This window comes from Paenarthrobacter sp. PH39-S1 (assembly GCF_030063245.1).
GTDB lineage: Bacteria > Actinomycetota > Actinomycetes > Actinomycetales > Micrococcaceae > Arthrobacter_M.
On record NZ_JASISR010000009.1, the window covers coordinates 112,601 to 135,975 of the forward strand.

The following is a 23,375-nucleotide window of genomic DNA, read 5'->3' on the forward strand; positions in this document are numbered from 1 at the left end:
CGAGGAGAGCCACCAGTCGGGAATCATTCCCTAACCCTTGAGCTTGTGTTTGGGCTATCTTTGTCCGACTTTTACCCTAAGGCATTGAGTACTTAATCGGCAATAGCAGACCGCCACATGATTGAGACGGAATCAGAGTTGAATGTCTTCACTCCTCTCGGATGGGGGAATAGGCGTACTTCGCATAGGACTTCAATTGTGCTCCGGCGTAAGCCCAGGTCTCCAGCGTCAAAGGCAGCCAATCGGTCCGGGGCCTCCAGCACACTGTTGTGCGATATTCCCAGCGAGAGTCGCAAACGGTCCACTTCCAAGGTATCGATAGCGGCGTTTTCGCGGTCCCTAATGCGCTTGAGATCGAAGCCTTCAATGAGTTCGTTATCGTAATCGCGCTGGGCCCGGTGAATCCGGGCTTGGTGCTCGGCGATCTCCAGCTTGATCTCTCGCATACGCGGCTCGTCGGCAGATGGCAGCAGGTCGTGGAGATCCGGCAGTTGGAGTCGCCGCCGGACGGTCTCCACAACGAAATCATCGATCTGCTCCCGTGAGCGCATGACGTGCCCCTCGCACCGATACCGCTGGCTGTGTGTTTTTACCGGCTTGTCGCACACCCCGCATCGATACAAGCCCGAGCCAAGATGTTTCCTGTCCGTTCCCACCCGGTTCGTGACGCGCGCCGGGTCGTCGAGCCTGTCCTGCACCGCCTCCCACGCGTCGAGATCTACGATGCGGTTCCAGGTGCCGAGGATCGGCTCGCCGTGATCGTCACGGAGGATCTGCGCCCGCCAGGATCGCCGCCTATCACCATTGGCGAGGACTTCCTTCGGGGTGTACGTGCTGTATCCGGCGTAGCGCGGGTTTCGCAGAATGCCCATGATGGTTGACGACACCCAAGGGCTGTCGTCTGGAACAGGACGTGGCTCAAGACCGTCTCCGGCGCGACGTACATTGCGCTCGATCATCAAGGACCTGTTGTGACGGGGGAGGGGCGGTATGGAAGGAAGGTTTTCACTCTCGCCGCCGGACAAAGCTGCCGCGATCGCCCGCAACGATGCCCCCGAGGAGAACGCGGCGTAGATCTTCCTGACGGCTTCCGCCTCGTGCTCGATTACGTCGCCGTTACTGGCGTAGCCGAGCGGACGTACTCCCTTCGGAGGTCTCCCTTGCTCGGCGCGTTGGCGTTGCGCTCGTGACTGTCGTTCCGCCTTGACCTCAATCTCGTTACGGGCGATCGCCGAAAACATGTCGGCAGATAGACGGCCGGCCGCCGTCGTGCAGTCAATGTCGGATCCCTTGGCAAATGTCAGCAGGACATGGTCGCGCTGGGCTGCCTCGATGATCCGCACACCGTCTGCGCGGTTGCGTTCCAGACGGGGCCACTCCTGGGCGACAACGACGTCGATGAGACCCGAACCGATGTCTTTGAGGAGCCTTTCAAACGCCGGTCGCTTCTTGTGCCCCTTTCCGGAGATATCGTTGTCCTCGTAAACACCGACGGGGGCCCACTGTCGGGCTGCGATGAGTGCTTCGGCGTCCTCACGGTGCCGGTCGACGCCGAGGCGTGTGTTCTCGCGGTCCTGGGAGATGCGCAGGTAGGTGGCCGCACGGCGCTGTTCGGAGCTCATACAGAAAAAGGTACCCCTTACTTGGCTACTGAACTTAACGGCATTTCGGGCTCCGGTTGACGGTTTACCTCGTGGAAGTTTTCCGAGTCGTTGAATAGCCGTTCTCCGCCGTGTCCGGACGGGCCCTGACTTGGCCCTCCGGACATGGCGGGGACCGTCAGCTCATTGCTGGGTAGAGATGACCCCGGGGGCCTTCCCGTTTCGTTGCCACCAGTTGCTTGACCGTACTGCGTACGGGTCGCGTGGGGCGGCTCTGCGGGCGTTTACGTATCCTCCGTGCTGCCGGCGACGTCCGCCAGAACGGCGATGTTGCGGGCTGCGTTGACATCCGCGTCGAGTACCAGGCCGCAGCCTTCACAATCGAATGTTCGATGTCGAGTGTCGGCTTCGTCGACACGTTGTCAGCGAAATCATGCCGCCAACGTCACTAACGCTAACGTCATTACGTCACTGACGTAATGACGAAACTAAATTCACCCAGGTAAAACATCCCTGATGCAGTGATGTCGACCATCGTCGAGGTCCTCGGCGGTTGTCGCCCTCTCTGGAACGATGGACGCAACGGGCAGAGAGGGGCGAGCCAATGTCCGCTGGTGGTGAGGGAACCCGGGCCTCCAGGGAACGAACCATTCGACGGATACGGAGGGGAATCGGGGCGGTCCAGTTGCGGGTCGCCTTGGACATGCCACGGGGACGTCAGACGCCAGACGCGGTGGTTCGACTGGCCCAGAGAACGCCGCCGCCGCTGCCGTCACCCATGCAGGCTCTCAGGTCGTCAAGGGGCAAGTATCAGCTCGATCCGGCGTCCCGGCGAGAGGTGGCTCGCATTCTGCGCGATGGCATCCGGGCCGCGCAATTGAGGGTTGCCCTGGGCCAGCAGCGGGGTCGGACGACTCCCGCTGCCGCGAAACGACTGGCTTAGAGTCAGTTCCCGACATTGATGTAGGCCCTCGCTGTTGACGACTTTACAATGCCCACTATCCGCCAATAAGGCGCACGACTTCGGCCGATTCCATGTAGGCCTCCTCGAAAAGTCCAAGTCCTTCCCCGAATCCAAGAGAGGCAACGTGAGTGTTCAAGAAGGACTCCCGCTCAGCCAGTGTGGCGGGCCCAAGTAGCAGCCGGCTTCCAACCTCACGGGATCTGGCTAGAGGACTCCGGGCCAGAGAACGGCCAGCGACCACGATACTGATTCCGGCTCGGGCTCCGTCCCTAGCTAATTCGTCGACAACGGCGTAGGGACAATCTGGGTGGTCGAAGTATGAGCCGCCCCTGGTCCGGTCTCTGTAAAGTGCGTCGATTTCGTCTATAAGCACGACGGCGGACATGGGCCGCCACACGGGCGGTGCGATTCCCAGCAGGGGGGAGAGGTTGAGTCTGAGAGGGCTGCGGCGCTGTTCCTCAGTGAGAAATGAATCTTCGTAGTCTTGGATCTGTTTCAGCGCTGACCTCATGGACTCCCGCAGATCTAATAGGAGTTCGCACGCGCTGCTCGGGTCCGACGCGGAGGCTTTGAGCCCGCGGGGTGGGTTGGCCGGACCACTGAGATAGGCGTAGACATCGAGATGCCCGGAGGCCTGCGAAACCAACTTGGTGAGCAATGTCGTCTTCCCTGAGCCGGGAGGGCCTTGGACCGACAACTTTCCTGGTTCCGGTTGGCACTTCCAGCTGATCGGTGTTCCGGCTGTCCCCGTACCCAACTGAAGTCGGATGTCCCTGGAGGCGACGATGTCCGCCCCGTTACGGGGATAGGGAATTCTGGCGGCGGACTTCATCTTGGGTCTCCTGTTTTTCTGCTCGATGCCAATGACATGAAGATAACCTTGGGGGATGGCAACGGCGCGCTTCGTGACGCCGACGAATTCACCGGCGTAAGTAAAGCGAATTATGGCCGTAGACCAGCCGTTGTGGTGGCGTAGAACCGAGACGTTCAGACGGGCAGAAGCTGTGCGTACCGGCCTCCACTAGCTGGTTCATGAGCAGTTCTGGCCTGTTATTGGGCCGCTATGTGGCCCTTCGGAAATATTAAGCACCCGGTGCGCGTGACCTTATTTGTGGACGAAGCGACGGATGTGCTCGTGACGTAGGAGTCCGACGACGGACACCACCTCAAGCCGAATTCGGCATAGCCGAGGAGTACGCCAAGCAGTTCCGAAACAGAAGCGTTGGCGCTTCTTGGGGTCAACATCCGCGGGCACGCTGCGTCTATGTTTACCTGAACCCGGTCAGGGCCCGGACGCCGTCCGAAGGGGTACCGAACTCGTGGCCGTTGGCGTCAACCACGTGCGCATTTGACTTCACGCGCGTGCGACACACCCACGGGATCGATCAAAAATTCGAAATAGCCGGACGCGCGATTCTTTTGGTTTACCAGCGGAATAAGGCGTGATGTAGCAGTGCCGTAGGTTCATGGCTTGAAGCGGTTTTTCCACTGGTAAACGAATATAAACCGCACGTCCGGCCTATTCTTCATACGAACAGGCACTTGTTTTGGGTACCGAAGCAAGCCCTCCGAGGTGGCTATGGTTTTGGCTATGCAAGAAACTCCCGCAGCCAACACCTGGAGTGAAAAATGAGCAACTTAGATCTCTCCCCTCAGCGTATAGCCGGGCTGCGACGAGCGGAAACGCTTGCCAGGAAGGTCAATCTTCTGCTGGACACCATCATGACCGAAGCGGGAACCCCCTTCGACTATTCGGCGATCAGAGACGCTGCGCAGGAAGCCGGCTACTACATCTCGCGGACGAGATGGTCCCTGCTCAAATCAGGCAAAGAACAGATGATTCCGGACGAGGTACTCCGCGCCCTTGCCGCTGCCTTTAATGTACCTCCGCAATACCTGCTCCAAGAAGACGGGGAACTGCCCTCTCTTGTGAAAGCCAATCTTGAACACATCCGCATAAGGAGGCGTGCCGAGGTACGAGACTTCGCCGCCCAAGCCCTGAGGCCAGTGGACCCTGAAGCGTTCCGGGCGGTAGCCAAGATCCTAGATGAGGACGCCCGAGACCTAACCGGCCGGCGTGAACATGGGGAGTGGCGCGATGAATAATCAGCAGATGCAGGAGATCTCCGACAGGGTCTATGCTGCCCTGGAGGGGCTATCGCCCCACGATCCATGGTTGTGGACATACGTCACGGCATTGGCGTCCGTCGCTGTCCTGACCACGGCTATCGTGGTCACTGTGGTCGGACTGCGGAACCTGCGACATCAGGAGAGTGCTTCCCAGCCCACCGTGTCAAGTGACGCGAGAAATCTGCGGCGGATGCGGGACAGTGACGCCATGACCGAATGGTGGAGACGTGCCCAGTGGGCCCTGAGTGCCACTGCCTCGACCAACGACACGATGTACTCCTATGGCATCGGAATCCTTGCGGTTCTGGCCAAGAGTGATCTGCCCGGCTCCGAGGAAAAGTCGCTGTTCGACACTGTCTGGGAACAGTCCTGCACGAAAATGCGGGACCAGGAGATCCGGTATCTTCTGGATCAACACCGGGACGCCAGCCAACAGGAGAAGGGCGGACCGCTGATTGGGCACTCTTCCAACCGAGAACTAAGCCGCCCAGGCACAGTCAACGATCCGCCGGTATCCGGAGAGAATGGAAGCAGCGAGTACGGATTACATGGGTACCCCCGAGCTGACAATCCGACGCGCAAGGAACAGGTGTTCGCAATGCTGCGCCGGGAAATCCTCGCTGCCCGATTGAAGGTTACCCTCGATGAGCAGTTGGACCGTGAGACGTCCCCGACGGTGAAGGCTCTGGCCCAGATGAAGCTGCAGCCGATCGTCAGGCCGTAAAATCGAGGCGGTGATTTCCAAACTGATGCCGGTGGGTCGGCCACTTCCTCGGAGTAGAAGTTGGCGATTGTGGTGGATGCCATGACGGTCAGCGCGGGGTTCCGCCGGTGTTCAAAGCCGGCTCTCCCCGTGCGGCAGTCTTCACACCAGACAGTCAAGCTGAGGTGTGTCCGGTCATGGTTTTAGACGCATGTGCTGGGCTGGTTCGACCTCGCGGACGGATTGCAGAGCGGACCTGAGGCGGTGAGCGTTCGCGGGCGCGCTTAGAAGGTAGCTGGTTTCCACCAGTGCGTCGTACTCCGCTTTCGACATCAAGACCGCGGATTTACGCTTCGACACGATCTCGATCTCGGTGCGGTCGAGGTTTACCCGCTCAATGAGGCGGGCAAGCTCGCGGCGAGCCTCGGTAATAGTTACCGCCATCGCTGCGTCCTTGTTATCACTGGACACGCTAGTACGTGGACCTCGCGCCCAAGTACTAATCCTCAGCAGCCGTCACGCCCTAGTCTTGAGTCGCGTATTAGGGTGACCAGGACTGCCTTCGCCGCAGTGGGCCGGGTCGCGCTAAGTGAAAAAGTGTTCCGCGTTCGCCGGCGAACGCCATCGATAACTCGTTCCCATCCGAGGCATCTCGTGGCTCTCGCCGTCGTTGGCCGGAGGTTCCGATGCTCCGTTTTGTCCGAGATCCCTAAGGCTACGTTCGTCTCGTAGGAGGCGCAGGGTTCCTTCTGGAAATTACTGGGGGAGCAGCGTCCTTGTTCATGGCAGTGCCTTCCGATCAGGCAGGTGCACTCGTGCCTGCTACTCGGAGGACTGCCGTCCCGGGGCAGACATGGGGATCGACGAACGACCCGCCAGCCTCCGCCGGGGTCAAGCCCCCTTCAACTTCCGCAGGTATTCGTCCATCGTGACTTCGCCGCGCAAGTACGCATTGATGTTCTCGACGGTCTGACGGGTGGGCTGCATACCCTCCAGGGCCCAGCTGGCCATCGTGTCGATGGTGAGTTCGCGTTTTCTTTCCGGGCTCAAGACACGGTCAGCTTGTTCGGCGGCCGTCGGTATCGGCAGTCTGCGTCTGTTGGCGATAGCCATGGCGGCCTCCTCTTCTGGTTCTGCTGGTCCTTCAAGTTTATCCACTCAGCATGGGACTAAGGGTTGTCTCGATGGCAGATGAAGACAGCGGTAGCCGTCTACTCAGGAGCGGAATTGCTCCGTGGGTCCTGGGTTCTCACCGGGCTACAATTGGAATGTTTGGTCGAATGCCTCGCCGTGCGATTGCGAGGGGGCTTCATCAGTGGTCGTTGTGTACACCATAGTCTGCTCCTCACGCCACCGTACGGACGTGACATCTATCGGTATAACCGAGGTCTGGACCCTGGGAGAGCCTGTGCCGAGGAACCGGTTTGTAGCCGTACGCCATGCTCTCTCGAGGATCGCGGACTTCGTTCCAGACGCGCTTCAGAGAGCTGGCGCGGCACCCGCCCCGTTGACGCGAAGCCATGGCGGTTGATTGCCCTCTCTGGAATGATGAACCGCAACGTGCTGAGAGGGTCGAGCCAATGTCTGCTGCTGATGAGGATGCCCGGGCGACCAGGGAAGAAACCAATCAACGGATACGAAGCAATATCCGGGCGGCCCAACTCCGGGTTGCTGGACGAGGCCCGGGGCGGCAGACGCCGGAAGCGGTGGTACGGCTGGCACAGCTGACGATGCCGCCGCTGCCGTCACCCTTCGATACTTTGAGATCGGCGGATGGGACGCTTCGTACCGATCCGGCGTCACGGAGGGAGATGGCGCTCTATTTGCAGCGCACGATTCGGGCCGCGCGGTTGAGGGTTGCCTTGGACGGGGGGCCGCGGCCGGCCGACGCCCGAAGCGGTGAAAAGACTGGCCCAAAGAAAGCTTCCGACACTGGAATAGTTTCCCGACTGAGGGCTTGAGCCGCGCGAGGCATGGCAAGAGTGTCGGAGTTACTGACAGCCATGCCGGAGGCCGGGGCGTCCTCGCCGTCGATCAACCAGGGAGAGGGGCTGCCCAGTTTCCGGCCCGTCTGCGGGCCAGATTCGCGTTATATTCTCGACGGGCGACTCCGGGGGTAACGGGGCCAGAGAGGCGCCCGATCCTGGGCCGTTTCGAGCCCAAAAATGGCAAGTGACATGCGGTCTCTGGAGAGTCGGCCCAGAATTGGCTAAAGGGCGTTTAAGAAGAGCCCATCCTTGGTCACGGAGGATCTCTCAATCCCGGGCGCCGCCGGCTTCTGCCGCTGCTGGTCTACGCGGTAGGCGCGACGAATAACCGTGGTCGCGGACGCTCTCTGGCTGCTGGACATGTTTAAGAACGTATGGCAAGAAGCCCATCGTGGCGAGAGCCTCGGAGGCCCGCTAGAAACGTCGTCCGCCGGTCGTTGCCGGGACAACCTCACCCCACGTTTTGCTCGTCGTCGAGCAATTGCGACTGCTGATGAAAAGAGCAGGTCGCCAGCACATGAACCCCTCAGGCTCTTACAAGTGTGAAGCCGCATGCCTTGAATATGACGCCGACCGAAGACCTGATCACGGAAACGCCGTCGAGGTCACAAGTTACGGCGGCAGCGTCGGCGATCGGGCGGTAACCGGCCATGATGGAAGCAGCGAGCAGCGAAGAGGAAGATCATGACCTATCGCAGGACGTACGACCCGGCTAACAGGGATCAGGTCTTCGCCACGCTGCGCCGAGAAATTCTTGCAGCTCGGCTGAAAGTCACTCTCGATGAGCAGCTGGGCCGCCAGACCTCGCCGACAGTGAAGCGTTTGGCGGGGATGAAGCTGCCGCCGATCGGCCGGCCGTACTGGCAGGCCGCCGATTCCCAGACTGATGCTGGCGGGCCTGCCACTGCCCGGAGTAGAAAGTAGGCGACTGTGGTGATGCCATGAGGATCAGAGCGGGGTTCCGCCGGTGTTCAAGGCCTGCTCTGCCCGAGCAGGCAGTCTTCACACCAGACAGACCAAGCTGAGCTGTCTCCGGTCACGGTTTCAACACTTGTGCTGGGCTGGTTCGACTTCCCGGACGGATTCCCGAGCGGAAATGAGGCGGTGCGCGTTCCTGGGGAATCTCAGGAGGTAGCTTGTTTCCACCAACGCGTCGAACTCGTCTTTCGAAAAGAGAACCGCGGACCCACGTTTCGACGTGATCTCCACCTCGGTGTGGTCGAAGTTTACCCGCTCGATGAGACGGACAAGGTTGCGGCGAGCCTCGCTTATTGTTATGGCCATCACTGCCTCCTGATAGGGATCGTGTGGCCAGCATAGACACCAATTTAGTACATGTCGGCGGCGGCGCCTCTAAACTCCTCATCGCCGTAGCCGAAAATGTAATCCTCATCAGTGTCAATGGACGCCGAGCGGTTGCGGCCTCCGCCATTACCGCAGTGTCAGCGAGTTACAAGAGTGCCTCAGTCTTCAAGCCATCCGACTATGTCTTCGAGCTGTGAGCTGACATACTCCCAGGGTCGGTTGAGGTCAATGGTTCGCGCACCTATCCGATTGCCTTGGATTACGACGTCCAAGTCAGGTTGCTCCACGGCATCGGTTTGCGCGTAGAGGAGTAGTCCACTAACAAGGCCGCTGCGCCGGGTGTCCTCGTTCTTCACATATGAAAACATTTGGTACAGATTCGTCGAATGGACGGTCGCCTTGCCCCAGGCTCCGGTCTGCATCGAATGGCTGTAGTATTTCGCATCGATGATGAGAGTCCGCCCGTGGTTGCGGAGAGTGACGTCGGTACGCATCAAGGGCAGTTGCAAGCTCCGGCCGCCCGGCTCATCGAGATCCCAATCAACGGTGGGCGCGCCGGGAGAGAGCTCAGGATGGTGGACTTTGTAGTATTCGCGAAGGAACCGCTCGTACAAGGCGCTCATCGCATCATCCGAAACCCACGACGTGAGCTTGGATTTTCCGGAGTCCGGAGTAGGGAGAAGTCCGCGGACGATCAGCTCGCAGACGCCCAGCAGCAGCCGGTATGAGGCGTTGGCACGTTGGTAGGTGAGCCGGTCCCAGCGGATCGACGTCGGTGCCACCAGCGTCACCGCATCCAAGTAGGGTAGGAGCCGCCGCAGCGCATCTTTGCGCGCCGCGGCGACGTCGCTATGGCGGATGAGGAGCACAATGACCGACTTCAGTGCCCGGTTATGGGGCGTGTCTGGTTCGTACTCGTCGAAGTCACACACCAGCCGCCCTCGGGTGCTTGAGCGGGTGGCAATAGTGCGAGTGACGTCGATCCGGCCGCGGACGGTGGCGATCTCGTCGCTGCGGTAAAGGTAGTCTCGGTGAATGCCGCGCTTGACCTGCGCCCCGACGCTACGCACAAGGATCTCCGCTAGCAAGTCGTGAAGGTGGTCGAAGCGCTCGGCAGCAACCATGTCGTTGCTATCGCTGCGGATCGCCCGGAACGCGTACGCCATCATCACGTACACGTTTCGAATGATTATCGAGCGGTCGGTCATTCGACGGCACTCCGGAGCCTACGGGCCCACTCCTCGGCTTTGAACGGCTCGTCGAACCAGTACTCGTCGAGCAGTGGAATGAGTTCATCCTCGACGACGGAGTACAGCCAGGCGTCGTCGGCGTCGCTGCCCGCAGGACGTGTGAGGTAGCTGTGCCCGATCGCAAATCCCTGGCCCAGCGCTGGGTCTTCAGTGATGGTCCTGTTGAGGTCCACGACGGCCGTGATGAGGCAGTCGAGGGTGGGACTGCCTGCCTCCTGCTGCCACCGGGTGAATCCGACCGAGTCGAATCCGGGGGGCATCTCGAAAAACCCGAAGCGACGGCGCAGCGCGTAGTCGAGTACGGCGAGGCTGCGATCTGCGGTATTCATCATGCCGATGATGTGGACGTTCACCGGTACAGAGAAGGTCTCGTTCTTGTAGACCAGGCGTAGCTCTTGTCCGCGCTTATCGGCCTCGATGAGCATGAGCAGCTCTCCAAAGATCTTGGAAATGTTGCCTCGGTTGATCTCGTCGATGATGAAGAAGTAGGGCCGGTCATCGTCGTCGGCACGAGCTTCCTCGCAGAACCGGTAGAACGCTCCCTCGGCGCGCGTGAACCCGCCTGTCTCGGTGGGTCGGTAGCCCATCATGAAATCCTCGTAGGAATAGCTCTGATGAAACTGAACTGTCTGGATCCGGCTCGGGTCCTTCACACCCAAGATCGAATACGCGAGGCGTTTGGCCGCGAAGGTCTTTCCGACGCCGGGCGGACCAGCGAGGATGACGTTCTTCTTTCGCAGCAGCAAGGAGCGCAGCCGGTCGTAGCCGGTTTCGGAAAGATAGACTTCGCTGAGAAACGCGGCCTTGTCGTAGGACGGGAGCGGCGTCGCCGGGACGGGCGGCCCTGGCTCGACATCGCCGGTGACGAGAGCCTCAAGTTTCTCGACGTAGTCGCGGTATGGCGTAATGTCGGTGAGCGTTTTGGTTGCCGCGTCCCCGGGGTGCTCCCAGGACCCAGTGTGGGTCCACTTCATCGCGCGGACGTGGCGGAACGAGGCACGGTCCGGTTCGAACCGGGCGCCGGAGGTGACCTCGCCGCGACCGACGATCTCACGGCGGCCGCGCTTGGCGTAGACGATGTCGCCCACGGCGATCTCGTTCTGGAACTGCCACGCCGCCAGGACGGCGTTCCTCATTGAACCGCCGCTTCCCTCGACGTCGAGGGCCTGACGGATCGCCTCCCGGCTAGGGTACGAAGCGAGGTTGTCTAGCTCATCCCAGCCGATCGCCATGATGTCGGCGGTAGAGAACTCCTCCCACTCCGAGGCTTGTGCTCCGGGAGAATAGAGCCAGAAATGGCGGGAACGAGGTTCGGCCAACGTGGCGACATCGGTGGCGGCAGGGTCGGGTTCGCCGGCGGAGGAGTCCCAAAGCTCTTCCACGCCCGGGGTCCAGAAGTGGAATGGTCCCTCGACCGCGCCGGCCAGAGCGGTGCGGATAGCCAGCAGGTCACGGTCGATGGACGCCGGGTCGCTGCCCGTCGCTCCGCCGATTCGATCGGTAAGCCCGTCCCGGATCTTCTGCTTCATTCCCGCGGAAGCGATCGGTTCGAAGATGTCGGGACGGGCAAGGAACTGCAGCGCGTTACGGATGTCGGAACGGTCGTTACCAGAAGAGAGCATGGCTTGCTGTAGCTTCCACGGATCGGTCCGAGCAGCCTCACGCTGGTCCTCAGGTAGACCTCGCCAGTAGCGGACGAAGGAAGCTGTCCAAGTGACGTGCCGCCACATCGCGCCGTTATACCAGTTGCCCGGTTCGAAACCAGCGATCCCGGTTGGGCGAGCCAGCCACGTCGACATCTGCGCCGGAACCGTCACGGGGGAGTCGAGATGGGATAGAACCCGATCGACATGAGCTCGGCGAGTCTCTGGTAGGGCGGAGCGCAGAGGATGCTCGCGCAGGAAGACGATCTCGGCCGCAAGAAGTACAACATCACGTGGCGCGCCCTGGAGCTGCTGGTCGAGCTTGTCCCACTGTCCCTGGCCCGACCCGACGATCAGGTTGTCCCCGATCCTGGACCGAAGCTCCTCAGCGGCCTCGGCCGTCCAGATCGTCGTAGTTGGGTCGATCACGGACCGACCGTCTCCTAGCATGTGAGCGATCACCCCAACGGCCTCACGCGCTATCGTCAAGTCAGGGGCCGGCCGCGAGGAGGCGGCAGCCGAGTCATGATCGTTGTCGAGCTGTTCGTTAGCCATGTCTGCATTATCCTTGATCGCCGCGTCCTCGGCGGGTGATCTCTCTCGGGCAGAGCGTAAACGCCCTCGCAACGGCCTGCGCCAGCTTCGGAACTTGGTGGAGTTTAGATTTGCGCCTTAGCCTCTCGGGCTGTCGCAGCGATGTAATTGACTGCTCGGGCGCTCGGGTCAATCTGCACCCACCGGCCCGGGAGGCTCGTTGAGTTCGGGGCGGGCCGCGGGAGTCTATCGCCACATCGACGCGGTTGCGAAGCCAGCCGGCTGTGTCGGATCAACGAGGTAGATTTCTGACATGAGCCTCCGGAAGCCAAACCAACAGTCGGGACCTATGGCTGACCACGTGAGAAAGGGCCGCGTGTTCAAGTCCCCGCTCGCAGCGACCGGCATGTTGGTGATGGAGAACTGGATCAAGGACGACTTCCCGGATCTCCTCTGGCCCGCACTCGTACTGGCTGAGCAGGGCGATCACAGCTTTCGGCAGTTCGTGAAATGGCAGAAAGCTGTGCAGGAAGGGCTCGCGCATCATGGAGAGGTCGCGTGGGTTGCAGAGGCGTTGGACGGACGACTCTCGCACTTGGCTGCTCTGGCCGCGAAGTTCCCTGACGCATCCGTGATCGTCGTCGACGAGGCCGGCCGACATGGCCTGCTTTCTGAAGGCGTCCGTAGCGCGCTGGCGTCGTATCCGTATCTGCCAGCCTCCTGGCTTGTCGGCGACATCGAGGTCGCACCACCGAAACAACCGGACTTGGAACTGATTCGGGATGCGCTGCTCTCTGTCCTTCGGGACGGCCATCGTGAGGCACTGATGAAATGCTTCCGCACCTGGAGCACCGTCCAGGCCGGAACGTTCAGGTCAAGCGGCCCCACGATCGATCTGCTGAAGAACTACCCGGGTGACCTAGCCACGCGTGCGTCGGCTGACACGACCGTGCGAGCGATGTGGGGCGCGCACAAAGGGATGGTGCAGGCCGATGATCCAAACCACTTCGATGAAGCGATCAAGTGGGCACGCGTGTTCTGGGGAGCGAACTCGATGACATCCAGATGCATTCGGAAGCGGGACGCCGAAAGCCCCGACGGCGGCCCCGCGGAACCAGCTGACAGCGGACAGAATGGGCTGGTTGCATCGTCCGTCCACTCCGATGAAGCCGAGCCGACTTCCATGCCCGATGGCGGTGAGAACCTGCGCCGATTCACTTTGGACGTGCTGAGCAGCTTCGTCGAGGCGCTGAGACTGCCCCGGCCGACCTCTACGCGAACGAACGACAGGAAGTTGTTTCCGGGCTTGTGGCCCGTGCCGGTCGTGATCTCGTGGCGGCGCTGGGTGCTCCCGATCTGTGGCGCCTGGAACACGGCGCACGCATTGGTCGCATGTTGGTGGAGACTAAGAATCTACCTGCACTGGATGGCGCAGCAGGCCCCAACCATCTATAGGCAGTTCCAGGAATATGGGGCCGGCAAGGCGAAGCTCTACGCACGCATCTCAGACGAGTTGCCTGACGAAGCGCGAACCGCGGGCTTTCGCGAAAGCATCGACGAGCTCCAGCGTCTAAGCCACAACAACGACGCGATCGATCACCGAACAGTCGATACTCGAGACACCTTCGCTGACGGCAAGTCTATCCGCGACATGGCTAAAGAAACTGGTCTGCTGGACTTCTATCGCAGACGTACTCGCTCTCTAGTGGGGTAGCGCACTCGGAGTGGTGGTCAGTGGAAACGCACGCGATGGAGCCCTGCTTGAATGCTCTTCACGGAATGCACCTCATTCCCAGCCTGTCGCTGAACCCGGGAGGCAACGTCGAATTGGCTACGGCCTGGGTCGACCAGTTCTACTCGCTCGCACGCACGGGACTGCGTATCCTCAAGACTGACGAGGCTGCAGTATCTGCAGCCTTCGCCTGGATGGACGACGCCGACGGCCCGTCAGAGGAACCTGACGATGAGGACTTGGTCTCATGACGTTTCTACGTGTGTCGATGCGGTGAGTACCAGCTTTGCTGGCGGTACTTTGCCTCCGAGCTAGTCTCGAGGCCTTCGGCATCGCGAGAGACAGATCCGCAGGTCCACGGGGGCTCAGCACGGGGAGGTCGTAGCCTGAGTTTGCGCAGCTACAAAACGTGGTGATGGAGTTCCGCGCTAACCTCTACGATCTGAGTTCTTGTTGTGTCGCCAAGTGACCCTCCCGGCAAAAGCCCAGGGAGGATAGTCCCATGCCAGAGTGCGTACCGCGGTGTAGCATTCAGACTGGCTCGTTCGAGCAGGTGTAGGCGATGCGAGAGGAAATGGCTTCTGTCCATGGAAAGTCCAATCCGCAACCCGAGCAGCACGCGGCCGCGAAGATCAAGCGGCGGTCTGAGGGGAAGGTCGAGTTGAGCAAGACCGACGAATTCCTTTTTCAGCAGCGTACCGTCGAATGGCTCGAGGAGCAGAAGCCCGAGCTCGGTCTCACCTACCGAGTAGCGAGGGAACTGTTAGTCGAGACGCCAGCTCCGGGCTACGAAAGAACCCGAGTTCTCCTGATATGCCACGCCATGAGGGAAGTGATCAATCGCCTGCCTACGGCAGTGATACTCGGTCGCGGAAGTCTCGATCGAGGTGTTGTAGCGAACCACAAAGGGTCGTCGAAACAGGTACGTCAACTTTCTAAGCTTCGCATTGAGTTCCCGGAAATGGACTTGACAGTGGAGGCTGAGAACGTTCCAGTCCCGCGAGACGTTGCGCGTGTTTTCAACCGCCTCATTGATGCGGCGATGTATGAGGATCAGCGGCGTTTGGGCGATCTTGCGGCGTTTCTGACCGACGATGCCAATCCCAGGCATCCCGCGGTACGTGAGTGGCGTAGCTTGAGCGAGTTCTTTACCAGATGGGCGCACCTCAGTGACAAGCCGGATGAATTAATTCCCACAGATCAGAAGTTGACGGAGAAGATCCGGGTCTTCGAGGACTACGTCGACGCGATCCGCCTTGCCTTCTTTGCGAGCAAGGACGTCATTGAGGACCTACTTGCAGCAGCAAACCGACTCGAAGAGGAGGTGCAGCCATGAATCCGTACAGCGTTCCAACCACCGATCAAGTCGAGGCTGCTGTTCGCAGGCTGACCAGCTATCAGCTCCGCCGCGTCTTTTATGAAGGTTTGAAGAATCCGCACTGGGTGAAGCCCCTCGCCAAGTTGGGCGCCTTCGTCGACCCCCCGGAGCCCGAACCGACCGGGGATGGCTACATCCGCGACGTTTTCTGGCCCGAGGTGAGCTACCTGATGAACGTGTGCACGGAAGCCCCGAGCGAGGTCATTGACGTACTGCTCGGCCTAGAGGCGACATCAAACTCCTGGGTCCGTCGAGCTTTGTTCATAGTTGGGTCGCAAGTGCCAGCCGCAGAGGCGGTGCGCCTGAAACCTCTGCTGAACGCGTGGGCGGAGTCGGGTGGTTTCGGTTGGCGAACAGATCCGCAAGATCTTGTCTCGTTCGCGGTCAACCTGCTAGAGGGTGGCCAGACCAAGTACGGAGTCTCGTTCGCAAATCTCCTCTTCAGGCCGCGAGAAGCAACTGGCGACGGCCGTCATCCGGTAGTCGAACTAGAGACTTACTGGTACGCCGAGGAGATGCCCCGACTCGTGGAGGCCCTTGGAGATGCCGCACTAAAGACTGTTCTCCCGTGGCTTGTCGAACACGAGCGGATCAAGAATGCGTTCACAGATGACTTCGACCACAGTGGTTTCACGCGTTCTTCGGTTGGTCAACAGCACAACGACCGACACGACATTGAGGATACGCTCATTGACGCGGTGCGGGAATGCGCGATCACCGGTTTCGCGACCGCCGCGGCCTCGGCTTGGGCAGTGTTTAAGCGTAACCCGATTCTGATTGCTGAACGCATCGCGATGTACTCGCTCGCCGAAGTTCTCGGTTCGGCGAGCGATCCAGATGTGGTCGCTCTGGTGGAGATCGGTACGGAGCTACTCGCCCGGTCAAAGTGCCGAAACGAAGGTGCACGATTAGAGTTCGTGGCGCTTGCGCGCGCCCTCGCAGAGCGATCCGAACGGGAGGTGCTCGAGCGCGTTATCGAGGAAGGGCACTTCACGGACGAAGACCGCGATCGCATGCGCACGAACATGGCAGCGAGGGGAGAAAGCACAAAGGAGATCGAATCTTCGATAGCACGATGGGACGAGCATTGGCGCCACCAAGTGCTGAGCGGCATCGGACGCGAACTGTTGCAACCAGCCCTAGTTTCCGAACTGGACCAGTTGGACACAACGCATGGAGTTCTGGAAAATCCCCTTCGCCCCTCGTTCCAAATCACCTCCTGGGTTGGACCCAACAGCCCGGTTGAGCAAGACGAGATGGCCGCGATGAGCTCCGCCGAACTGCTGACTCAGCTTGAGAGCTGGCATGTAACCGGCGATCGGCTTGGCCCGGGTCCGTCTCACGAGGGTCAAGCGCGTGCGCTCACGGCCGTCCTGACCGCCAACCCGCATGCCTTGGGGGAAGCGACCCGTCTTGTTAAGCGGCTAAGGCCCGAATACATCCGGGCTGCGATTTCGGGGTGGGAAGCGGCGTACAAGGCCGACTCAGATCTGGACTGGTCCGTGGTTACCGAGACCTTAACCGACGTAGTCAGGCACGGGAGGGAGTCGCGCTTTCCGACTGAAGGCGGTGAATACGACGACGATACCGACTTCACCTCGGCGAAGCAGGCCGCCATGGGGCTCCTCGAAGAACTCTCGAAGCCGAAGAACGCCGAAAGGATCACCCCGGAAAGTTTAGTGCTCGTCGCGGGCCTGATCCGTGAAGCGTCCGGAGACGAAGCAGCCTGGGATGACTACGCGCGATCCGACGCGTCGTCCTCAGGAATGGACCCCTTGACTGCTTCACTCAACTGGCAGTGGCCAATCCTGATCCGTGCACTCGTCAATTTGATCGCACACGGCCACGAGGCCCAGTGGTACGACGCGTCTGCGGCAACTCTTCGCAGTGAACTCGCCCGCGACGATCCACGAGGTGCCTCCCGCGCCGTACTGGGGGAAGGTCTAGGGCGACTCCACGACGGCGCACCCGGATGGCTTAGCGAGAATCTCGCTATCTACTTCGGATCGGCGGACTCACTGACGCGCGACCAGCAGATCGCACTGACGACTGCGATCGCCATGCACTACTATCACCCAGACTTGTACCGACTTCTCAGCGGATCGATGATCTGGACGATGCGTGCGGAGCACGAGGTCACCGTTGGGTGGGGCGACCGCGCAACCCCAAAGGAACGTATTGGACAGTGGGTGGTGCAGGCGATCATCTGTGGGCATGTTTCCGATGACGACGAGCTGCGCAAGGCGTTCTATAAGATCGCAGCGCCCGAGGTCCGAGGTGACGTGATCGGGCACATCGCCTGGAACTTCATGCACGCCGAGGTCGTTGATGACGCGATCCGAGACAGGCTCGGCGACCTGTGGGACGAGCGCGTGCGTCACGTGGAGTTGCACCCAGCTCACAAGGCAGAGCTCAAGGACTTCTACTGGTTTGTTCGGTGTGGCAAGTTCAGCGCTGATTGGTGGCTACCGCGCTTGAGACAGGCCGTCCAGCTCCATCCTGAGCTTAATACGCACGGAATGATCGGTGGACAGCTCGCGGAAGCCGCATCGATTATGCCTGCTGACGCGCTCGCTGCGCTGACTGCGCTCCTGAAGCCTGAAGATACCGCAAACCGCGACAACTGGGATCTTCGGCGTGAAGCGTTAGCCCTGGTGATCGCGGCAGCGATGGAGTCCGGCGACCAACAGCTGGGGCGGGATGCCACGGATCTTATGAATACCATGGGCGCCCGCGGCGAAACGGACCTCGATCGCCGTGTTGCTGAGCTTAGGAAGAGTTCCGACAGCTAAGTGATCGGAGCGGCAGTGGGTAGGTCGAAATGGTACGCGAGTTTTTCGCCGGTTTGTCTCGTCAAGTGAACTCGATTGAGGGGTTATTCGGCTACGGAAGGTGGTGGAGTTTAGGTTCGCGCTCTAACGTCTGGGGGTGCGCTGCCGCAATCTTAGCGGCCTCGAGTCACCGCTGGCGGAACGCTTCGAACTGCCGGCAAAGGAAGAAGCGGTCATCGCGAGCCGGTTCCTCGGACAACGAAGCAGATCAATAGCGAAAATGACCCGCTGTCGGCTCTACGAAGTTACTGCAGTCAGTTCCGCATGAGCGGCAAAGTTCGGTGCCGTCTGCTCATTGTGGACAGTGCAGGACTTGCCAATTAGGAGGTCAACTGCGGCTTCGACGTCCTTCGTTTCGGCGCGGATGCCCCGGCGCACGCGGCCAATCGGATCCACGACGATGTAGCCCCAGCCGAACAGCGCGTCGCAGCCCAGGCTACAGACGAGTATGGCAACTGATCGGAAGTTCTTGCGTTCCTGCTCAGTGCATTCACTGCGCGGCTTGATGTGGCCGGCAATCAGCAGTCGGGAGGGTCGCTCTTCGCCGCAGATCGAGCAGGGCGCCGCAGCCCGGCCTTGCAACAGGTGCCGGCGCAGGTCCGACTGCTCGCGCCGTACTTCGTCCAGTGCTACCTCATCGGTTTCCCCGCCGCCCCAGAATTCGTCCGGACGGCCGAAGAGACCGTCCGTGGCGGCGACCGGCAGGCCGAGCTCTTCCAGCAGCGCCAGCCCGTCGTCTTCCGACAGCGCAGACAGGTACGTCTGCTGCGGCAGGCCCCGGATGTTCAGCGGGGCTTCGGGTCCTACCGGATCAGCTCGGCAACGCGCTTGTAGTGCAGCTTGAAGTCGGTCCGGATCGGCTCAACGGTGACAAGCCACCCATCGTCCCCTTCCTGCATATAAACCTTCGGATATCCCTCAGGGCGCACCCAGGGTGTCCATGATTCCGTCACTCGGCTGGCAGCACGGAGATAGCTTTTGAAGTGGTGGAAGACGATGTCCCCAGGATTCAAGTACCTGATCATGCCCCTGCTGATATCGACACTTCCGTCTTCTCGGGGGCAGGTCCAGAGGGTGCCCAGCCTGATGACGGTTTGGTAGTTCGCGTTCTGGCTAGCCCACCAGTAATTCACCATTTGTGCTTGCCCTCGGGATCAACCGGGGCTCTCGTGCCGGCCGGATCACATTGATCCTATCGGGGGCACGGACGTATCCGCTGACCGCCAGCTCTTCCATTTTCGGGAGGTGATGCGTCGTTTCCGCTTGTACGGATGATTCCTCGGCGCGGAGTCGTACTCACACTTGTGATCAGTCTGCCGACCGTCATTGGCTACCTCGCCTGGGGCCTATTTACTTTGTCATGGGTTTTTCGCACGGGAATTTGCGGAATTACTGGTGAGTCTGCTTTTGGGCGGGACCCGGTGCCCGGCTCGGTGCGGTGCGTGGCCGGGCGTATCGGGCGGTGTTCTGGCTTAGGCCGCCAGCGCGGCGGGGTCCTGGTAGATGGTCCCGTAGCGGAGTATCGCGAACAGCACGTTGCAGCGTCGTCTTGCCAGGGCGACGTCCGGCCTGGTTGTGTTTTTTTGCGCTAGGCGCGTTCCCGGTCATAGTAGGTCCTCGGTAGCGGATCGTGCAGGCAAGCGAAAGCCTAGAGGAAGAGCGCGCGTTTGAGGACCTTGGTTCCCTAGCATGGGGGTGGTCTCCTCGCATGGAGGTACGCGAGGCGGCCGGAAATCAACCAAAGCGTGCGCGGGCGTCATTGCCAACAACTTCACCTGCCCCGGATTTACTCATTCTGTGGATGACTACATGGGCGTTGGATCGCCCAAACGCGATATCCCATTCCTCGGGAGATGCCGAGGTCACTGTCCGGATAGGTCCCGAGGTTGACCCTTCGGATGCTCGCGCCAATTGAGCTAGTGAACTTGTCGCTCAGCGACAGTGCCGCGACGTTATTATCCTGGGTAGCAAGCGCCATGTCGCGCAGGGGTTCTCGATTCGCTGCCGCGGTGAGCAGCGCCAAGCCCACTCCTCGACGTTGAGCTTTCGGAGCAACCGCCAGTATTTGGATGAAGTGGGGATCAGCGTTCTGGCGTCCCGCGAATGTAACGCAAAAACCGAGGTGGACGTCGTCAATTTCGGCTAGGAGTACGACCCGCTCGGCAATTGTCGTGACATTTGCCCCCACAGTTTGGACGGATATCGGCGCACAGAGGGCTTGTAAATCTTTGATTCGGCGGCCGTCTTGCCCAACCGGGGTCGCTTGGCGAATTGAAACCTCGGACGACGAAAGAGTCTCCAGCCGGCCTTTCCACCCGATGAACTTTGGGTCGCGACCAGGAGGAAAGCTCGGTTCAAACACTTGGTATTCGCGGTCGTTCACGTTCATGGACACATACAAACAGTACTGCGCTCAGCGCATTGACGAACGGACGCCCGGCATCAACCCGCGTTTGTTCGATTTCTCTCGCGTTGGATCAACCCTTTCATTCGTTTTGCCGTTTGCCGTCCGACGTCTGACGGGTCTGTCCTAATGCCAGTGAGCATGACGGATAGACCTGTCAGAGCGCTGGTCCCTGCCGGGTGGTGTACTTGAAGGCACAGACGGGCGGTAGGTATCGGGAGGGTGGAGCTTGGGTCAGCGGCGGCGGGACAAGGAAATGCGCTTAAAATTCGGCACGATCACGTGCGGGGGATGCGGTGGTGAGCGGCTTCTCGCGCGGACCTGTCCTGATTGCGGGGAGCGTCCGAAGGCACATGAGATCCAATACGACCTCCAGCGTCGCGAACGCCTCGTTGCAGAATTCAGGGCTGGACGTAGAGCGCCCGACCATACTGTCAACCCCGATGCGCACTCTCTGGCCGCGGACTTCAACGAGTCACTGAATCGGGTGCTCCGAGTGCTTTCTGAAACATCGAGGTCTGGGCGGACGGCCGACGCGTTGGTGGTCGCCTTTGGAGATATGGACCAGCTGTTGGCAAGTTGGAGCAACCTGCTGCCGCGACCCCAACGGAACCGTGGCAAAGTGATCGGTCGGGCGCTGCGCACGTTCGCAGAAGGAATGGAAATCTTTCTGGACGCGCTCTGTGCCCCGGACATGCATGTGGCTCAAAGACTTCAACGGCGGGGCAATGATCTCATCGGCGAGGCCACAGTAGTCCTCGCCGAAATTACTGAGCTGGATACGGCGGAAGAGGCGTTTGCAAGCGGATCTCCACTGGAGGGTATGAACCGCATCGGCCGCGAGGCTCGCATAAGCGTCGGTTGGGAATCCTCCATAACCGAGCTCGACGCCGCGCTTTCAGCAGGGGTCGGCTGGGATGCCGCCATACCGGGCATGGGTCTCCAATCGCAAACCATCCTGCTCTTGGCGCAGAACTTGTTCGACCTAGAGGCATTCACCGAGGTCGTTGGCGTCGCTGACGATGCGACAACCATGCGTGGTCAGACCCTTGTTGAGTCGGGCGATTGGCGGCGCGCTCATGCGCGCGCAGCGGCCTACCTCGCGAGCGGAGCCATGTCGATGCACCTTGCGATTTCATCGCACGGCAGCAGCGACCTCGAGGCGGCACAGAGCGCGGTAGTTGCCGTGGCGACCTGGCGAGACGGAGTCCTCCGGCACGCCTTGGCGACCATGCTGGCAAGTTCCATGGATGAGTACGAACGTCTGGTTGGCAAAAGCGGTGGCCACGCCACGAAAAAGGCGGCGTCGGTCTACCCCGGTTTGTTGCTTGACGAGAATCTCACCCCCGCCCTGAGGAACGCGGGCGGTCACGCTGGGTTGGACCTGGCGGAGGGTGGTATCCGAATCGGAGACGAAGAGTTTTCCTTCGATGAGTTTATCGACAAGGTCCTCGCATACCTCGAAACGACGATGGCGACGTTCGTCGGGATGACTCTTGCCATGACCCGCCTTGGGGCAGATCTATCTTGTGACGCTTACTTGGCTCCCCGAGACCGCGACGCTGCGGTGGCGCTTTTCCTTGGAGCCTTTAATCTGACTTGCGACTCGGTTCAAGTAGACGGTGACACGCTGAAGATGCAAGTTAGCGGGCCGGAGCCGGACTGGATGACGCTGTCTGCCGCACTAAGCGCGATGTTCCCAGTTTCGGTAGAACATGCAGAGATCCGCCTCTTCACAGATCTCGGAAAGCGCACATTCACCACTTCCTTCAAGCGAGTCCGGGAGTACACGGATGGGTTAGGAGAGTTGTCTGCGGAGCACGCAGCACTCCACCTGAGTGCCATCGTGGCGGCAAGCCGGCTAGGCGGCGCTTCTCCCTGGCCGGATGAGGACTGGAATCGGGTAGTGCAGGCAGTTATTCGCCGAGACGAGGGAGCCGACCTTCGCGCCTGGGTAAAAGATGTTCGCAACCTTCGCGACTTTGGACGCGAAGCGGACCAACGAGAAGTGGTTGCTTCATGCGAGAGTGCATTGGCCGAATTGCGCCAGCGTCGCTAGTTTATATGGAGTCATGACGACCTCGACGCTAGCGTCAAGTCAGGCGCTGGGCGACAGAAAGGCTCCGCTGTGAGAGGTTATTCAGCAACGTAACGTGGTGGAATTTAGATTTAATGTATAGATTCTTCTCCTGAATGAATAGAAATGCCGCCCTTTGTAAAGATGCAATAGGGCGGCATCGTTCTATCGGAAAAAGAAGGGGAAATGTCGTTCTTGAACTCCCAAGGTTAAGGTGCAACGAAGGCGGTTGGGCTCCAAGCTGGAGAAACTTGGGCTCTTTCCCAACAGGTTTCAAACTTTCCTGGACTCGCCATCGGGTGCGGCAAGGGTAATCCTCGAACACAATAGCAACGGCTGGACGTATTGGGGCACGGTGGGCGGACGCCGAATCAAGGGCTATAAGCGATAGTTGTCACGGGACAATAGGCTGTATCCGGTAAGTGATGGGTATAACCGGCGTCTTGAACCTCGCGGTGATCCTGCCAAGCCGGCGCACGTTTGTGCGCGTCACAACCTGCCTTTAATTTTTGGTGTTCTACCATGTCGTAAAGGCTAGCCCGTGACTTGATTGAGGACCCATGACCAATGCACCGCCCGCCCCGCAGTCTTTGCTCGCCGTGACCAATCTGCAGTCGCGCGCGCTCCTTCCCTCCGAAGTGTATAAACAGGACTTCGTTCAGTGGGCACACGCTCACGGTGCGTACTTGTATCTAGTGCTGATAGGCCCCAGGGCTCCTGACATGGTGAGGTATTCAGTGTGGGTTCAGGGGTTTTTGATTTCGTAGCGCAGGATGAGCCCGGTGCCTGGGTAGCGGATTTGGGTGGTGGTGAGGTGCTGGCAGAGTTCTCTGAT

The 23,375-nt window shown here is 60.2% G+C and carries 17 protein-coding genes and 2 pseudogenes; 9 read left to right on the plus strand and 10 right to left on the minus strand.

The window, feature by feature from the left end; translation table 11 throughout:
- Positions 1-92 precede the first annotated feature (92 nt).
- The 3 genes and pseudogenes from QMG52_RS08060 to QMG52_RS22180 all read right to left on the minus strand — a co-directional run bounded on the left by QMG52_RS08060 (position 93) and on the right by QMG52_RS22180 (position 3,397).
- Complete coding sequence (locus QMG52_RS08060) at positions 93-1,622, minus strand: recombinase family protein (protein ID WP_283559901.1); 1,530 nt, start codon at positions 1,620-1,622, stop codon at positions 93-95.
- 263 nt (positions 1,623-1,885) lie between these two features.
- Positions 1,886-1,990 (minus strand): annotated as a pseudogene (locus QMG52_RS22175) (zinc ribbon domain-containing protein); the annotation flags it as partial.
- Between the two features lie 609 nt (positions 1,991-2,599).
- Positions 2,600-3,397, minus strand: coding sequence for an AAA family ATPase (locus QMG52_RS22180; RefSeq protein ID WP_502920465.1), 798 nt, complete (start codon positions 3,395-3,397; stop codon positions 2,600-2,602).
- Positions 3,398-4,194: 797 nt separating this feature from the next.
- On the opposite strand from QMG52_RS22180, the gene QMG52_RS08065 reads away from it, so the two are divergent.
- Both QMG52_RS08065 and QMG52_RS08070 read left to right on the plus strand, forming a co-directional pair.
- On the plus strand, positions 4,195-4,671 hold the full coding sequence (locus QMG52_RS08065) for a hypothetical protein (protein ID WP_283559902.1): 477 nt from the start codon (positions 4,195-4,197) through the stop codon (positions 4,669-4,671).
- Positions 4,664-5,419, plus strand: coding sequence for a hypothetical protein (locus QMG52_RS08070; protein ID WP_283559903.1), 756 nt, complete (start codon positions 4,664-4,666; stop codon positions 5,417-5,419). The genes QMG52_RS08065 and QMG52_RS08070 overlap by 8 nt, the downstream gene beginning before the upstream one ends.
- Before the next feature lie 174 nt (positions 5,420-5,593).
- Here the strand turns inward: QMG52_RS08070 and QMG52_RS08075 are convergent, their stop codons facing one another.
- Both QMG52_RS08075 and QMG52_RS08080 read right to left on the minus strand, forming a co-directional pair.
- Positions 5,594-5,842 (minus strand): type II toxin-antitoxin system Phd/YefM family antitoxin, encoded by a 249-nt coding sequence (locus tag QMG52_RS08075; protein ID WP_283559904.1) that lies wholly within the window; start codon positions 5,840-5,842, stop codon positions 5,594-5,596.
- A 447-nt stretch (positions 5,843-6,289) separates the two neighbouring features.
- A complete protein-coding gene (locus tag QMG52_RS08080; protein ID WP_283559905.1) occupies positions 6,290-6,511 on the minus strand; it encodes an antitoxin VbhA family protein in 222 nt (73 codons plus the stop codon).
- 1,559 nt (positions 6,512-8,070) lie between these two features.
- Here QMG52_RS08080 and QMG52_RS08085 point away from each other — a divergent pair.
- A complete protein-coding gene (locus QMG52_RS08085; protein ID WP_283559906.1) occupies positions 8,071-8,310 on the plus strand; it encodes a hypothetical protein in 240 nt (79 codons plus the stop codon).
- A gap of 120 nt (positions 8,311-8,430) precedes the next feature.
- Here QMG52_RS08085 and QMG52_RS08090 read toward each other — a convergent pair whose 3' ends face one another.
- From QMG52_RS08090 to QMG52_RS08100, 3 genes are all read right to left on the minus strand, one after another.
- Positions 8,431-8,670, minus strand: coding sequence for a type II toxin-antitoxin system Phd/YefM family antitoxin (locus QMG52_RS08090; protein ID WP_283559907.1), 240 nt, complete (start codon positions 8,668-8,670; stop codon positions 8,431-8,433).
- A 179-nt stretch (positions 8,671-8,849) separates the two neighbouring features.
- A complete protein-coding gene (gene mcrC / locus QMG52_RS08095) occupies positions 8,850-9,899 on the minus strand; it encodes a 5-methylcytosine-specific restriction endonuclease system specificity protein McrC (RefSeq protein WP_283559908.1) in 1,050 nt (349 codons plus the stop codon).
- Positions 9,896-12,139 carry an AAA family ATPase gene (locus tag QMG52_RS08100; protein ID WP_283559909.1) on the minus strand — a complete coding sequence of 748 codons (2,244 nt, stop codon included), beginning with the start codon at positions 12,137-12,139 and terminating at the stop codon, positions 9,896-9,898. The genes mcrC and QMG52_RS08100 overlap by 4 nt, the downstream gene beginning before the upstream one ends.
- 355 nt (positions 12,140-12,494) lie before the next feature.
- Between QMG52_RS08100 and QMG52_RS08105 the strand changes: the two genes are divergently transcribed.
- The 5 genes from QMG52_RS08105 to QMG52_RS08125 all read left to right on the plus strand — a co-directional run bounded on the left by QMG52_RS08105 (position 12,495) and on the right by QMG52_RS08125 (position 18,893).
- Positions 12,495-13,832, plus strand: coding sequence for a hypothetical protein (locus tag QMG52_RS08105; protein WP_283559910.1), 1,338 nt, complete (start codon positions 12,495-12,497; stop codon positions 13,830-13,832).
- A 47-nt stretch (positions 13,833-13,879) separates the two neighbouring features.
- Positions 13,880-14,101, plus strand: a complete 222-nt coding sequence (locus tag QMG52_RS08110) for a hypothetical protein (RefSeq protein WP_283559911.1) — start codon at positions 13,880-13,882, stop codon at positions 14,099-14,101.
- Positions 14,102-14,412: 311 nt separating this feature from the next.
- Positions 14,413-15,186 carry a hypothetical protein gene (locus QMG52_RS08115; protein ID WP_283559912.1) on the plus strand — a complete coding sequence of 258 codons (774 nt, stop codon included), beginning with the start codon at positions 14,413-14,415 and terminating at the stop codon, positions 15,184-15,186.
- Positions 15,183-18,020 (plus strand): hypothetical protein, encoded by a 2,838-nt coding sequence (locus tag QMG52_RS08120; protein ID WP_283559913.1) that lies wholly within the window; start codon positions 15,183-15,185, stop codon positions 18,018-18,020. The genes QMG52_RS08115 and QMG52_RS08120 overlap by 4 nt, the downstream gene beginning before the upstream one ends.
- Before the next feature lie 546 nt (positions 18,021-18,566).
- Positions 18,567-18,893, plus strand: a complete 327-nt coding sequence (locus QMG52_RS08125; protein ID WP_283559914.1) for a hypothetical protein — start codon at positions 18,567-18,569, stop codon at positions 18,891-18,893.
- Between the two features lie 638 nt (positions 18,894-19,531).
- Here QMG52_RS08125 and QMG52_RS08130 read toward each other — a convergent pair.
- Both QMG52_RS08130 and QMG52_RS08135 read right to left on the minus strand, forming a co-directional pair.
- Positions 19,532-19,781, minus strand: a pseudogene (locus tag QMG52_RS08130) (IS110 family transposase); the annotation flags it as partial.
- Positions 19,782-19,845: 64 nt separating this feature from the next.
- Positions 19,846-20,448 carry a GNAT family N-acetyltransferase gene (locus tag QMG52_RS08135; protein WP_283559915.1) on the minus strand — a complete coding sequence of 201 codons (603 nt, stop codon included), beginning with the start codon at positions 20,446-20,448 and terminating at the stop codon, positions 19,846-19,848.
- A gap of 574 nt (positions 20,449-21,022) precedes the next feature.
- On the opposite strand from QMG52_RS08135, the gene QMG52_RS08140 reads away from it, so the two are divergent.
- Positions 21,023-22,522, plus strand: coding sequence for a hypothetical protein (locus tag QMG52_RS08140; protein ID WP_283559916.1), 1,500 nt, complete (start codon positions 21,023-21,025; stop codon positions 22,520-22,522).
- Positions 22,523-23,375: the final 853 nt, after the last annotated feature.